The 13,637-nt window shown below is 72.3% G+C and carries 11 protein-coding genes and 1 tRNA gene; 7 read left to right on the top strand and 5 right to left on the bottom strand.

Annotated features, from left to right (window positions below; all coding sequences use genetic code 11):
- Positions 1-19: 19 nt before the first annotated feature.
- Positions 20-1,441: a hypothetical protein gene (locus FLL47_RS21365; protein ID WP_144122299.1), complete on the bottom strand. Its 1,422-nt coding sequence runs from the start codon at positions 1,439-1,441 to the stop codon at positions 20-22.
- A gap of 29 nt (positions 1,442-1,470) precedes the next feature.
- Positions 1,471-2,223 (bottom strand): TetR/AcrR family transcriptional regulator, encoded by a 753-nt coding sequence (locus FLL47_RS21360; RefSeq protein WP_144122298.1) that lies wholly within the window; start codon positions 2,221-2,223, stop codon positions 1,471-1,473.
- Positions 2,224-2,341: 118 nt separating this feature from the next.
- Here FLL47_RS21360 and FLL47_RS21355 point away from each other — a divergent pair, with 118 nt between their 5' ends.
- Positions 2,342-3,982 carry an MFS transporter gene (locus tag FLL47_RS21355; protein WP_144122297.1) on the top strand — a complete coding sequence of 547 codons (1,641 nt, stop codon included), beginning with the start codon at positions 2,342-2,344 and terminating at the stop codon, positions 3,980-3,982.
- 127 nt (positions 3,983-4,109) lie between these two features.
- A complete protein-coding gene (locus FLL47_RS21350) occupies positions 4,110-5,003 on the top strand; it encodes a siderophore-interacting protein (protein WP_144122296.1) in 894 nt (297 codons plus the stop codon).
- A 119-nt stretch (positions 5,004-5,122) separates the two neighbouring features.
- Here the strand turns inward: FLL47_RS21350 and recQ are convergent, their stop codons facing one another.
- Positions 5,123-6,940: a DNA helicase RecQ gene (recQ, locus tag FLL47_RS21345; protein ID WP_144122295.1), complete on the bottom strand. Its 1,818-nt coding sequence runs from the start codon at positions 6,938-6,940 to the stop codon at positions 5,123-5,125.
- 86 nt (positions 6,941-7,026) lie between these two features.
- A complete protein-coding gene (locus FLL47_RS21340; RefSeq protein WP_144122294.1) occupies positions 7,027-7,392 on the bottom strand; it encodes an iron chaperone in 366 nt (121 codons plus the stop codon).
- 99 nt (positions 7,393-7,491) lie between these two features.
- Here FLL47_RS21340 and FLL47_RS21335 point away from each other — a divergent pair, with 99 nt between their 5' ends.
- The 4 genes from FLL47_RS21335 (at position 7,492) to FLL47_RS21320 (ending at position 11,823) form a co-directional block, all read left to right on the top strand.
- Positions 7,492-8,040, top strand: coding sequence for an RNA polymerase sigma factor (locus FLL47_RS21335; RefSeq protein ID WP_186315821.1), 549 nt, complete (start codon positions 7,492-7,494; stop codon positions 8,038-8,040).
- Positions 8,037-9,140, top strand: coding sequence for a hypothetical protein (locus tag FLL47_RS21330; protein ID WP_144122292.1), 1,104 nt, complete (start codon positions 8,037-8,039; stop codon positions 9,138-9,140). Before FLL47_RS21335 ends, FLL47_RS21330 begins: the two co-directional genes overlap by 4 nt.
- A gap of 165 nt (positions 9,141-9,305) precedes the next feature.
- Positions 9,306-10,283 (top strand): LysR family transcriptional regulator, encoded by a 978-nt coding sequence (locus FLL47_RS21325; protein ID WP_144122291.1) that lies wholly within the window; start codon positions 9,306-9,308, stop codon positions 10,281-10,283.
- A gap of 52 nt (positions 10,284-10,335) precedes the next feature.
- Positions 10,336-11,823: a S1 family peptidase gene (locus FLL47_RS21320; RefSeq protein ID WP_144122290.1), complete on the top strand. Its 1,488-nt coding sequence runs from the start codon at positions 10,336-10,338 to the stop codon at positions 11,821-11,823.
- Between the two features lie 67 nt (positions 11,824-11,890).
- Here FLL47_RS21320 and FLL47_RS21315 read toward each other — a convergent pair.
- Positions 11,891-11,964, bottom strand: a tRNA-Met gene (locus tag FLL47_RS21315).
- 144 nt (positions 11,965-12,108) lie between these two features.
- Between FLL47_RS21315 and FLL47_RS21310 the strand changes: the two genes are divergently transcribed.
- On the top strand, positions 12,109-13,602 hold the full coding sequence (locus tag FLL47_RS21310; RefSeq protein WP_144122289.1) for a cellulose binding domain-containing protein: 1,494 nt from the start codon (positions 12,109-12,111) through the stop codon (positions 13,600-13,602).
- Positions 13,603-13,637 lie beyond the last annotated feature (35 nt).

Below are 13,637 nucleotides of genomic sequence, written 5' to 3'. Positions count from 1 at the left end.
CGGGGGCCCCGCGCCGGTCTCAGGCCGCTACCGGACCGTGGCCCACTTCGCCCTGGCCACCGGCGTCGACGCGGTCGCGGTGCGGCTCAGCTTCGGCAGCTTCGACCTGGCGGTGCGCTACGTCCGGCTCAGCCTGCCCCGCTGACTGGACCCGCAGCACCCGGTCGACGGTCGCCGCGACCAGGCACAGCTGCAGCACCATGCTGATCGCCTGGTTGAACAGCGCCAACGGCCCGGACAGCGGCACCCAGTAGAACTGCAGGTCCCCCGGGCCGACGAGCTCGCGTTCCAGCTCCCACAGCCAGGAGGGGAGCGTCTGCAGGGCCGTGAACAGCAGGCAGAACAGCAGGATCGGCACCTTGCCCGCGTGCGCCAGCAGCCGGAAGGCGTGCGCCAGCGGCGCCGTGCTCTCACGCAGGCTGGCGGTGCTGCCGCGGGCCAGCCTGCGCACCGGCGCGGGGAAGCGTACCCAGCGGCGTACGGCGCTGCGGGCACGCCGCGCCGCCTTCGCGCTCAGCGGCGGCGTGCCGAGACTCTGCCCGTAGACCACCGTGCCCACGACGAGCCAGGCGATCGGCACCACCAGCACCGTGTCGATGGAGAAGAACAGCCCTGCGAGGAACAGGCCTGCCGCCTGCGTGGCCGCCTTCAGCGGGCCCATCTGGTCGACAAGCGCGTGCCAGAGGCCCAGCGCCCACTGGTAACCCTGGCGCGCCTCGACGTACGGCACGAAGAGCTTGCTGACCGTCGACACGAACGCAGCGAACAGAGTGATCGAGAGAACCTCCAGGTATGCCCGGACGAACCCCACCCAGCCCCACAGCCGTCCCGGCCGCAGCCCCAGCAGGAAACGCAGCGCCATCGCGACCCCGACGACGATCACCAATGTCGCGTTCAGCTGGAACGGCAGGCGCTCGTCGATGTTCACGGCAGCCGGGTTGGCGAAGATGTCGGCGTCGTTGTTGAAGGTCTCGTCCGCGTACACCTCGTAGACGTACTGGTTGCGGTCGGCTTCGAAGTAGCCGTAAGAGGCGTACACCGCGATGAACGGCAGCAGCACGCTCGCGATGTGCGCCAGCGCGCGGAAGCGCTCGCCGGGCTCCCCGGTGGCCGCCATCGCGGGCAGCGAGCGCGACAGCACCCGCAGCATCAGCACCAGCGCGGTCATCACCGCGACCGGCACGAGCGCGAACACCAGGAAGCCGAATACGCCGTCGAGTTTGCTGGCCTGGACGGCCACCACCACCAGCCCTCGGCGGGCCGCGAAGCCGAGGAAGACCAGGGCCAGCAGCGCCGGCCAGTGCCGCAGCAGCGCCGAGCCGACGGTGCCGAGCACCGCCGCCAGGTGCCGCAGCGACCAGGCCAGCCCGTGCCGCGGGGGTTCGGCCACGACGGGCGCGTCGGGCGTCGATGTCATGACCGGGGAGGGGATGTCCGTCACGGGAGCACGGTACCGTCCACCCCGGATGGTCAGCTGCCCGCCCGCTGGGCGATGAGCAGACCGACACCGTCGAGGATGCGCTCCAGTCCGAACACGAACTCCTCGTGGGGCTCGTCCGCCCGGTCGAGCACCCCGGCCGCGATGACGCGTCCCAGTGCGGGGAACCGGGCCGGGTCCACGAGCAGCTTCAGCAGCTTCCCGTACGTCGCGATGGCCTCGTCCAGCGACGTGTCCACCGCCTGCACGGCTGCCTGCATGTCCGCGGCCACCATCGCCTCGTTGCGGACGTACATGCTGAGCAGCAGGATGATCGAGAGCTTCTCCTCCTCGCGCAGGCTGGTGTCGGCCAGCGCGGCCAGTCCCGCGTCCATCCACGCCAGCTGGTGCGGGGTGGCGGGCGGGCCGCTGATCGGCACGCGCAGCGTCCACGGCTGGGCCAGGTAGACCTCGCGGCACGCCCATGCCCAGGCGGTGAGCGCGGCGCGCCAGCCGGCGTCCGGGTCGATCGCCGGCGGGTCGCCGATGGCCGCGTCCATCATCAGTTCGAGCAGCTCGTCCTTGGCTCGGACATACCGGTAGAGCGCCATGGTGGACGCGCCCGCCTCGGCGGCGACCCGGCTCATGGAGACCGCGGCGATGCCGTCGGCGGCCGCCACCCGGATGCCGGCCTGGACGATGCCGTCCAGGGTCAGCCCGGGCTTCGGCCCCTTGCCGGGGCGCTCCCGCAGACCCCACGCGGCGGCGATGTTCGCCGGCACCCCGGTGCCGCTGTCGAGTTCCATCACACCTGCTTCCACCTCGAAGGCTTGACTGCACATCCTAGTACTGCGTATAACGTACACAGAACAGCGTACAAGATACGCAGAAGCGCGTACTGCATACACAGAAGGTAGGTCCTCGATGAACGAGCCAAGCCCGCCGCTCGCCGGCCGCCGCGAGTGGATCGGCCTCGTCGTGCTGCTCCTGCCCCTGCTGCTGGTCTCCATGGACGTGTCGGTGCTCTACTTCGCCGTCCCGTTCATCAGCGCCGACCTCGCCCCCACCGCCACCCAGCAGCTGTGGATCTTCGACATCTACGGCTTCGTGCTCGCCGGGCTGCTCGTCACGATGGGCGCGCTGGGCGACCGGATCGGCCGCCGCCGACTGCTCATGATCGGCGCGGCGGTTTTCGGCCTCACCTCCGCCGCCGCCGCGTACGCGGGCAGCGCCGAAGCCCTCATCGCCACCCGGGCCCTGCTCGGGATCGGCGGCGCGACACTGATGCCGAGCACCCTCGCGCTGATCCGCAACATGTTCCACGACGCCAAGCAGCGCGCCACCGCCATCGCGATCTGGACCGCCGCGCTCACCTTCGGCGTCGCGCTCGGCCCGATCCTCAGCGGCCTGCTGCTCGAACGCTTCTGGTGGGGCTCGGTCTTCCTCATCAACGTGCCGTTCATGCTGCTGCTGGTCGTGCTCGCGCCGGTACTGGTGCCCGAGTCGCGCCGGGTCGACGGCGGCCGCTTCGACCTGATCGGCGCGGCCCTGTCGCTGGGTGCGGTGCTTCCGGCCATCTGGGGTGTCAAGGAGTTCGCCGCCCGAGGCGACGACCGGCTCGCGGGCACGGCGATCGTCCTCGGCCTGGCCGTCGGCGCGGTCTTCCTGCACCGGCAGCGCACCTCGACGGACCCGATGATCGATCTCGCGCTCTTCCGCGGCCGCGCCTTCAGCGGCGCCGTCGCGGTCAACATGCTCGCGATGTTCGCCCTGGTCGGCTTCGCCATCTTCACCACCCAGCTACTGCAGACCGTGTGGGGCATGTCCCCGCTGGAGGCGGCGCTGTGGAGCCTGGTGCCCTCGATCGGCGTCGGCGCGGTCGCTCCGATCGCCGCCGGGCTCGCCCAGCGCGGTGTGCCCCGCGCCCGCCTGGTCGCGGGCGGCTTCCTGATCGCGCTGGCCGGGTTCGCCGCGATGACCGCCGTGGCCGCCGACTCCCCACTGTGGACGCTGATGGTCTGCGCCGCGCTGTACGCCTGCGGCCTGGTGGTGGTGATGTCGCTGAGCACCGAACTCATCCTGTGGGCCGCCCCGCCGGAGCGGGCGGGCTCGGCGTCCGCGCTGTCGGAGACGGCCTCGGAGTTCGGCGGCGCGCTCGGCATGGCCGTGCTGGGCAGCATCGGCACCGCCGTCTTCCGCGCCTACCTCGAGGTGCCCGCCGGGCTGCCCGCCGAGGCCGCGGACACGGCCCGCGAGACGCTCGCCGCGGCGGCCGTCGTCGCGAACGGGTCACCCGGTCCCATGGGTGAGGCGCTGTTCGCGAGCGCCCGCAGCGCCTTCGTGTCGGGCCTGCACGCGGCGGCGATCGCAGCCGCCGTGCTGATGGCGGTCGCCGCGGCGGTCGCCCTGCTCACCCTGCGCGGCAGCGATGCGGACCGCACCGGCGCGCCCTCAGCCTGCCCGCCCGAACCCGCCGGTGCGCCCGCGCCCGCGACCATCACGTCCGCGCCCGCACCCGGCCCCACCACCGGCGGAGTGGCACAGGACACGTCGGCGAGCGTTTGACAACGAGAGGGAAGGCTAACCTAACCTAAGCCATGCAGCGCTGCCGCCGACGTCGCGTGGGATGCCACGTGACGTCGGCTCGCCTCGGCACCCCCTCTGTCGTCCGGCCCTTCTGGAGATCCCGCGCATGACCGAACCCATGGTCTGGCGGCTGTTCACCGTGCAGGTGCAGTCCGTCACCGATCTCAGCCCGACCTACAAGCGGTTCACCTTCGCCGGACCCGACCTCGCCGACTTCGCCGACTGCGGCTACGACCTGCGGCTCAAGCTGATCCTGCCCGCGCCGACGGGCGGCTTCACCGAACTGGTCCACGGCCCGGACTGGTACACCGTCTGGCGCGCGACGCCCGACGAGCGGCGCAACCCGATCCGCACGTACACCGCCCGTCAGGTGCGCCGTGGGCAGTGCGAGGTCGATGTGGACGTGGCCCTGCACGGCGACGCCGGGCCCGCGTCGCGCTGGGCCCGCGCGGCCCGACCCGGCGACAGGATCGTCCTGATGGGACCGAACGCCGCGCACGAGGGGCCGCACGGCGGCGTCGAGTTCGTGCCGCCCGCGCCGGGCGTGCCGGTGCTGCTCGCCGGAGACGAGACCGCGGTGCCCGCCATCGCCGCGATCCTGGAGCGGCTGCCCGCGGGCACGGTCGGCGCGGCGCTGCTGGAGGTGCCGTACGCCGCCGACGCGCTGGCGTTGACCGCGCCCGCCGGGGTGGACGTGCGCTGGCTGGCCCGCGACGGCGCCGCCCACGGCAGCCTGCTGGTGCCCGCGGTGCAGGAGGCCGCGGCTCGGCTGGTGCCGGTGCCCGGCACGGCTGAGGCGGTCGAGGACGTCGACGTGGACAACGACATCCTGTGGGAGGTCCCCGAGGACGCGGCGAGCGGGCGGCTGTACGCCTGGCTGGCCGGTGAGGCCGCGGTGATCCGCACGCTGCGCCGCCATCTGGTCGGCGAGCGCGGTCTGGACCGCAAAGCGGTCGCCTTCATGGGCTACTGGCGCCAGGGCCGCACCGAGGAAGGCTGACCCGCCGACTCTCGACGGTCGGGCGGCACGCAGCTGGAAGATCAGCGTGTCATGAGCTGCGGTCTGACCGCAGCTCATGACACCAAACAGCGATCATCGTGGTTACCGGGCGGCGGCGGTCACCCCGCGGCCAGCGCCTCCAGGACGCCGTCGCCGTACTTGGCCAGCTTGTTCTCGCCGACCCCGCTGATCCCGCGCAGCTTGCCCAGCGAGTCCGGCGCCTGCGCGGCGATCTCCCGCAGGGTCGCGTCGTGGAAGATGACGTATGCCGGAACGCCCTGCTCCTTCGCCGTCGCCGCCCGCCAGGCCCGCAGCGCCTCGAACCGGGGCAGCGCGTCGGCCGGCAGCTCCGCCACCGCGGCCGCGGCCGAGGCCTTGCGCGACGAACCCGACGAGCGGGCCGCGCGCTCCGGCTCGCGGCGCATCATCACCTCACGGCGGCGGCCCAGCACGTCGGCGCTGGCGTCGGTCAGCGCCAGGGTGCCGTGCTCACCCTGCACCGCCAGCAGCCCCTGCGCCAGCAGCTGGCGCACCACCCCGCGCCACTCGGACTCCTGCAGCTCGGTGCCGATGCCGAACACGGACAGCTCCTCGTGACGGTGCTGCGCCACCTTGTCGGTCTTGCGGCCCAGCAGGATGTCGATCGACTGCCCCGCGCCGAAGCGCTGGTTGCGCTCGCGCTGCAAGCGCAGCACGGTGGACAGCAGCTTCTGCGCGGGCACCGTGCCGTCCCAGGACTCCGGCGGGACCAGGCAGGTGTCGCAGTTGCCGCAGACCTCGCCGGTCTGCCCGAAGTAGGCCAGCAGCTGCACCCGGCGGCACTGCACCGTCTCGCACAGCGCCAGCATCGCGTCCAGGTGCGCGGCCAGCCCGCGCCGGTATGCCGCGTCACCGGCCGAGCCGTCGATCATCTTGCGCTGCTGCACCACGTCCTGCAGCCCGTAGGCGAGCCAGGCCGTCGACGGCAGCCCGTCGCGGCCCGCGCGGCCGGTCTCCTGGTAGTAGCCCTCGACCGACTTCGGCAGGTCGAGGTGCGCGACGAAGCGCACGTCCGGCTTGTCGATGCCCATGCCGAACGCGATGGTGGCCACCATGACCATCCCGTCCTCGCGCAGGAAGCGCGACTGGTTCCTCGCGCGCGTCGCCGCGTCCAGCCCGGCGTGGTAGGGCAGCGCGGGGATGCCCTGCTGCACCAGGAACTCCGCGGTCTTCTCCACCGACGCCCGGGACAGGCAGTAGACGATGCCCGCGTCGCCGGCGTGCTCGGTGCGCAGCAGCTCCAGCAGCTGCTTCTTCGGCTCGTTCTTCGGCACGATGCGGTACTGGATGTTGGGCCGGTCGAAGCTGGAGACGAACAGGCGCGCCTGCGTCAGCTGCAGGCGCTGCGCGATCTCGGTGCGGGTGGCGGTGGTCGCGGTCGCGGTCAGCGCGATGCGCGGCACGTCCGGCCAGCGCTCGTGCAGCACGGACAGGGCCAGGTAGTCGGGCCGGAAGTCGTGGCCCCACTGCGACACGCAGTGCGCCTCGTCGATGGCGAACAGCGAGATCTTGCCGCGGTCCAGCAGCCGCAGCGCAGCGCCGGAGCTCAGCCCTTCCGGCGCCAGGTAGAGCAGGTCGAGCTCACCCGCGACGAACTGCGCCTCCACGACGCGCCGCTCGTCGAGATCCTGGGTCGAGTTGAGGAAGCCCGCCTTCACGCCGAGCGCGGTGAGCGCGTCGACCTGGTCCTGCATCAGCGCGATCAGCGGCGAGATCACCACCCCGACACCGGGCCGCACCAGGGCCGGGATCTGGTAGCACAGCGACTTGCCCCCACCGGTCGGCATGAGCACCAGGGCGTCGCCGCCGCCGATCACGTGGTCGATGATCTCCTGCTGCTCGCCGCGGAACGAGTCGTAGCCGAAGATCCTGCTCAACACCTGCGAAGCATCCTGCACCCGTCGATCCTATGGACCGACCCCGACGGCACGCATGCCGGTGCGACGACGGCAACACGACCAGGGGCGGGTCGCTCACCCGGGTGTCACCGTCCGGGTGCGCTCCGCTGCGCCACCAGCGCGGTCGTCACCCGGGCGATCACGTCGTACGGGATGGGTTCGCGCAGCGGGAACCGCAGCGTGCCCTTGGCCGCCCGGTACGGCGCGACGACCTCTTCGAACGCCGCGTCCCCGTCCGGCACCGGATACACCGAGAGGTGGTGCTTCCACCCGGCGAAGTACACGAGGTACCGGCCGTCCAGGGTGATGGTGGGAATCCCGTAGCTGATGTTCTGTCCGGCCTGCGCGGGCGCGGCGGCCAGGATGGTCTGCCGGACCTGTCGCAACACGTCCTGGACTTCTTCGGGAAACGAGTCGATGTAGTCGTCGATCGTCGTGAACCGGGCCGCCATTCACTCATCATCCCGCCTCCGGCCCCCGTCCGGCAGCCCGGTGCGAGCGGCGCGGAACAGAGGACCGCCGTGCGGGCAGTCATGAGTATGTTGCACCTCATGGCCGAGCCCCGCCGAAGCCTCCCCGACGTGGCAGACCTCTTCGACGAGCACGGTGCGGAGCTGCTGCGCTACTGCACCGGCCGGGTCGGGCCGACGGTCGCGGAGGACGTCGTGGCCGACACGTTCCTCATCGCGCACCGGCGCCGGCACCGGCTCGCCGACGGCCCGGCGCGGGCCTGGCTCTACGGCATCGCCAGCAACCTGCTGCGCCGGCACCGGCGCAGCGAGACCCGGGCCCTGCGGGCGCTGGCCCGGACCGGCCGCGACCTCGACCTGACCGACATCGCCGCCGGTGCCGCCGCCCGCGCGGACGCGTCGGCGCTGACCCGGCGGCTGGCCGCAGTGCTCGCCGCACTGCCCGCCCGCCAACGCGACGTGCTGCTCCTGTACGCGGTCGCGGAGCTCGGCTACGAGGAGATCGCCCGCACCCTGGACATCCCCCTCGGCTCGGTCCAGTCGGCGCTGCACCGCGCACGGGTGAAGCTGCGCGCCGCCCTCGCCACGGACCCCGCCGCCCACGAATCCCCCGACGGAGGCTCCCGATGACCGACGATCCCGACCTGCGCAGCGTGCGCGAATTCCACCAGCAGCGGCCGGGGGCCGCACCGGCCGCGCTCGACCGGGTGCGTCGGCGCGTCCTGACCGCGACGGCCGCACCGCACGCGCCCCGCCTCCTCGTCCCCCGCTGGGCGGCACCCGCCGCAGCCGCGGCCGTGGTGGCCGCCGTGGTCGGCGGGGTGGCGCTGCTGGGCGCAGCCGGCGACGGGACACCGCAGCCGGGCGGACCGACGGCCGGGCCGGGCCATCCCACGAGCGCCGCGCCCACCGCACCGGAGGGCAGCGTCGCGCTGTGGCTGAAGTACGGCGCACCGGTGCCGGTCCCCACGGTCTTCGCCCAGTTGGACCAGGCCGCAGCCGGCACCACCCTGGCCGTGCCGCGCCGCGGCGAGCTGCTGTGCTCGCACGCCTCCGTGCTCACCCGGTCGGGCCCTTCGCCGTCGCCCGGCAGCGCACCGGCGACGTCCCAGGCACAGGTGCGCTGCTTCGAGCCCGAAGGCCTGCTCGAAGTGCCCGCGCCGGATGCGGGCTCCGGAGACGTCAAGGGACAGTCAGCCGCCGAGCAGCTCGCCACCGCGCGGCACGGCTTCGCCGCGGCCGGGCCCGGCTGGGGATATCCGACCGCGGCTTGGCTGGCGACCCTGCCCACCGACCCGGACCTGCTGCTCGCCGGCTTCCGGGCGGGCTCGCGGGGTCCTGCCGAGGTCGACGACCTCACCCGCTGGCAGCAGTACGGGCGCTTCCTGACCCGGGTCGACCCGCTGCTGCCCGCCGCACAGCGCGCCGCCCTCCACCGGCTGATGGGCAGGCTCGACGGCCTCACCGCCGCCGAGGCCTTCACCATGACCGGCAAGCGGCTCTACGCGGTACGCCTGACCAGCGGCACGATCACCGACGAGCTGCTGTTCGAGCCGAGCACGGGACGGCTGGTCGGCCACGTCGAGCTGACCGGCGCCGCACCGGCGAGCAGCGGGCCGGCGTCGTCGCCCGGGGGCGGCGAGCCGGTGCCGGTCCGGCAGGAACGGTGGAAGTACCTGTTCCAGCCCGCGGCGACCTGGGCCGTCCCGTCCGCCACGGCACCGCGGTAAGACGGCGGCCGCGGGTCGGCGACGCGGCGCGAGGGCACCGACACGCGGTGTTCCGCCCGGTAACGAAAGGAGCAACCGCTTGCCCACGAAGTGACAGCCATCTATCACCAGTCTAGACTGCGTGGATCTCTCTACTCCGGTTGCACCCTCCAGGCTGGAGCGGCCATGAACCTAGAGATCCGACATCTCAGAGTGGTCTGCGCGATCGCGGACACGGGCAGCGTGACCAAGGCGGCCTCGCTGCTCGGGCTGGCCCAGCCCGCGGTCACCGCGCAGTTGCAGCGCATCGAGCGGTCGCTGGGCGGCCCGCTGTTCGAGCGCGGCCGCCACGGAGCCACCCCGACCGCGCTGGGCGAGCTGGTGCTCGCCCGCGCCCGGGTGGTGCTGCCCGCGATGCGCGGGCTCCAGGAGGACGCGGCACAGCTGACCGGCACCCGCGTCCGGCCGAACCAGTGGCGCATCGGCGCGGTCAACGGCCCGATCCTCGGCGGCCTCATGTCCCGGCTGGCCGCGGAGAAGGACGGCGTGGAGGTGCTGACCCACCCGTCGCACTGGGCCGATCAGCTCTGCGAGCTGGCCGTCGCCGGCAAGCTCGACTTCTGCATCGTCGGCGTGTGCGGCGACACCGTGCCGGGCAGTCCCGACGACGGGCTGATCTGGCGGGAGATCGCGATCGACGCCATCTTCGTGATGCTGCCCGAGAGCCACCCACTGGCGCACCGGTGGGAGATCGACCTGTCCGAGCTGGCCGACGCGCAGTGGGCGAGCATGCCGGGCGACGGCTGCTTCGGCGACTGCTTCGCCGCCGCCTGCGCGCGGGCCGGCTTCACTCCGCGCACCATGTACGAGATGGACATCGGCAACGCCGTCGACGCGGTGCTGTCGGGGCACGCGGTCGGGCTGTGCAAGGCCACCTTCCGCCGGGTGGACGGCATCGCCACGGTCCCCCTCGCCGGCGGGCCGCTGCGGTGGCGGCACCTGCTCGGCTGGCATCCGCGCAGCGAGGCCGCCGGATACGCCGACGTCATGCTCACCCTCGCCGCGGCGGCGTACGCGGAGTCGGCCGCCCGCAATCCGCACTACCTCGAGTGGGGCAAGGCCAACCCGCAGTTCGGCCCCCGCGTTTCCATCGCATCACGGTAGGACGCAAACGACATCTACCGCTCCCTATATAGATGCACATAGTTTGCGCTGCATGAACCGCAGACTCCTCTTCGCTTCGGCGGCGGCGACCCTCACCCTGGGCATCACCGTCGCGCTGACGTATCCGGCCGCGGCGGGACAAGGCCCCGACGCCGCGACCGACGCCGCCACCGCGGCGGGCATCTCGCCCCAGGTCCTCCAGGCGCTGGCCCGCGACCTCAGACTCGACCCCGCCGGCGTGCAGGCCCGGCTCGCCGACGAGCAGAAGGCCGGCAAGGCCGACCTGACCCTGCGCAAGTCGCTCGGCGCGACCTACGGCGGCGGCTGGCTGTCAGCCGACGCGAAGACCTTCACGGTCGGCGTGACCAGCCAGGCGCAGGCGGACAAGGTGCGCGCCGCCGGCGCGACCCCGAAGATGGTCGCCCGCAGCCTCGACCAGCTCGACGCGATCAAGGCCCGGCTCGACGCCGCCGCGACCAAGGCCCCCAAGACGATCCCCGGCTGGTACGTCGACGTGGCCGCCAACCAGGTCGTGGTGCTCGCCAAGTCGGGCGCCGACGCGGCCGCCTTCGTCAAGCAGGCCGGGGCCGACGCCGCCGCCGTGCGCGTCGAGGCCACCGCCGAGACCCCGGTGCCGTACATCGACGTCATCGGCGGCAACGCCTACTACATCGGCAGCGGCAGCCGCTGCTCGGTCGGCTTCTCGGTCAACGGCGGCTTCGTCACCGCCGGGCACTGCGGCAGCACCGGCGCCACCACGACCCAGCCGAGCGGCACCTTCGCCGGATCCAGCTTCCCCGGCAACGACTACGCCTGGGTCCGGGTCAACTCCGGCAACACCCCGCGCGGCCTGGTCAACAACTATGCGGGCGGCACCGTGACGGTGTCCGGCTCGACCGACGCCGCGATCGGCGCGTCGGTCTGCCGGTCCGGCTCGACCACGGGCTGGCGCTGCGGCACCATCCAGGCCCGCAACTCCTCGGTGACCTACCCGCAGGGCACCGTCAACGGCCTCATCCGCACCAACGTGTGCGCCGAGCCGGGCGACTCCGGCGGCTCGCTCATCGCGGGCAGCCAGGCCCAGGGCGTGACCTCGGGCGGCTCCGGCAACTGCTCGTCGGGCGGCACGACGTACTTCCAGCCGGTCAACGAGATCCTGTCGGCGTACAGCCTGACCCTGGTGACCGGCGGCGGCACCCCGCCGTCGTCGCCGCCGCCCGGCGGCAGCGGCTGCACCGGCTACGAGTTCTCCCGCAACGGCTCGCTGTCCAGCGGCGGCAGCGCCTACCAGCCGGACAACAGCTACTACCAGTCCACCACCTCCGGCACGCACCGCGGCTGCGTGGCCGGCCCGTCCGGCACGGACTTCGACCTCTACCTGCAGAAGTGGAACGGTTCGGCGTGGGCCGTCGTGGCCCAGGGCGCGACCCCGTCCAACGCGGATACGCTGACCTACTCGGGCACCGCCGGCTACTACCGGTACCGGGTGCACGCGTACAGCGGCTCGGGTTCGTACTCGCTCGGCTTCACCAACCCGTGACGGCCACCTGACACCGAACACGCCGAAGCCCGGTTCCTGAATCAGGAACCGGGCTTCGGTCTTGTCGTAGCGGGGGCCAGATTTGAACTGACGACCTCTGGGTTATGAGCCCAGCGAGCTACCGAGCTGCTCCACCCCGCGTCGGGTGCTTGCACAGACTATGTCACCGTTGTCGACCGTGTCCAATCGCTTAACCGCCCACATTCATGGATGCCATCCTCTTGGCAGGACGGCTTCCACGGTGTTCGATGACTGGCAACAATCCTTCTAGAAAGGAGCCAGTCGATGCGAACCCTCCGCGCGTTGGCCGTCACGGCGGCTGTCGCCCTGCTGGGCGCAGCGGTCCCCTACCTGACCAGCACTGCCGCACATGCCGCCGGGCCGGCGCTGCGCGCCGTGGTCACCCAGGTCAGCGTGTGGGCCACCGGATACGGCGCCGACGTGACGATCACCAACACCGGCGACGCCCCCGCCACCGGCTGGACCGTCGCGTTCGACCTGCCCGCCGGCACCACGGTCAGCTCGTCGTGGAGCTCGGTCCGCACGCAGAGCGGGCAGCGCTACACCTTCACCAATGTGAGCTGGAACGGCACCGTCAACCCGGGCGCGTCGCAGACCTTCGGCTTCAACGCCGCCGGGATCGGCACCCCGGCCAACTGCACCGTCAACGGCGGCGCCTGCGCAGGCGGCCCGGTTCCATCACCGTCCACCCCGCCGTCCCCGCCGGCTTCTCCGTCGCCGTCCGCGCCCGCGTCACCGTCCGCATCGCCGTCAGGGCCGTTGCCATCGTCCCCGCCGCCCACCGGACCGATCGTGGACGTGAGCACCGCCGCGCAGCTGAGCAGCGCGCTGAGCGGCGCGAACCCCGGCACCACCATCCGGCTCGCGGCGGGCACCTATCGCGGGGCGTTCGCCACCACGCGGGCGGGCACGGCCAACTCACGGATCACGCTGACCGGGCCGCGCACCGCGGTGCTGATCAACGACGGGCCGAGCGGCACCGCGCCGTCCTGCCCCGCGCCCACCGCGGGCTGGGACTCCGGGTACGGGCTGTGGCTGTTCGACGCGCCGTACTGGAACCTCACCGGATTCACCGTGGCCGAGTCGAAGAAGGGCATCGTGCTCGACAACTCGCACCACGTGACGATCAGCAGCGTGTACGTGCACCACACCGAGGACGAAGGAGTGCACTTCCGCCGCTCCTCGGCGGACGGCGTGATCCGCGACTCGATCGTCGAATACACCGGCCTGGTGCAGCCCGGCTACGGCGAGGGCGTCTACCTCGGCTCGGCCGGGTCGAACTGGGCCTGCCACGGCAACTCCGGCGGCGTCGACCGCTCCGACCGGGTGCAGGTGCTCAACAACCGCATCGGCCCGTACGTCGCCGCCGAGCACATCGACATCAAGGAGGGCACCTTCGCCGGCGTCGTCCGCGGCAACACCTTCGACGGGCGCGGCATCTCCGGGCAGAACTCGGCCGATTCCTGGATCGACGCCAAGGGCATCGGCTACCTCATCGAGAACAACACCGGCACGTTCGCCGCGCCGGGCACGTTCGTCAACGGTTACGAGACGCACAACCCGACGACCACGCCGTCCTTCCAGAACGGGTGCGGCAACGTGTGGCGCGGCAACACCTCGAACCTGGGCGGGGTCGGCCAGTACGCGATCCGGGTCACCTCGACCTCGAAGTGCGCCGGCAACCTCAACGTGGTGTACGCCTCCAACACCGTCACCAACGCCACCACCGGCCTGACCAACATCGCGGTCACGCCCTGACCTGTGCCGGACACAGCGATGCCCGCTCCCGCCGT

The organism is Catellatospora sichuanensis, from assembly GCF_007483665.1.
Classification (GTDB): domain Bacteria; phylum Actinomycetota; class Actinomycetes; order Mycobacteriales; family Micromonosporaceae; genus Catellatospora; species Catellatospora sichuanensis.
This window is presented reverse-complemented; position numbering and strand designations above follow the sequence as displayed.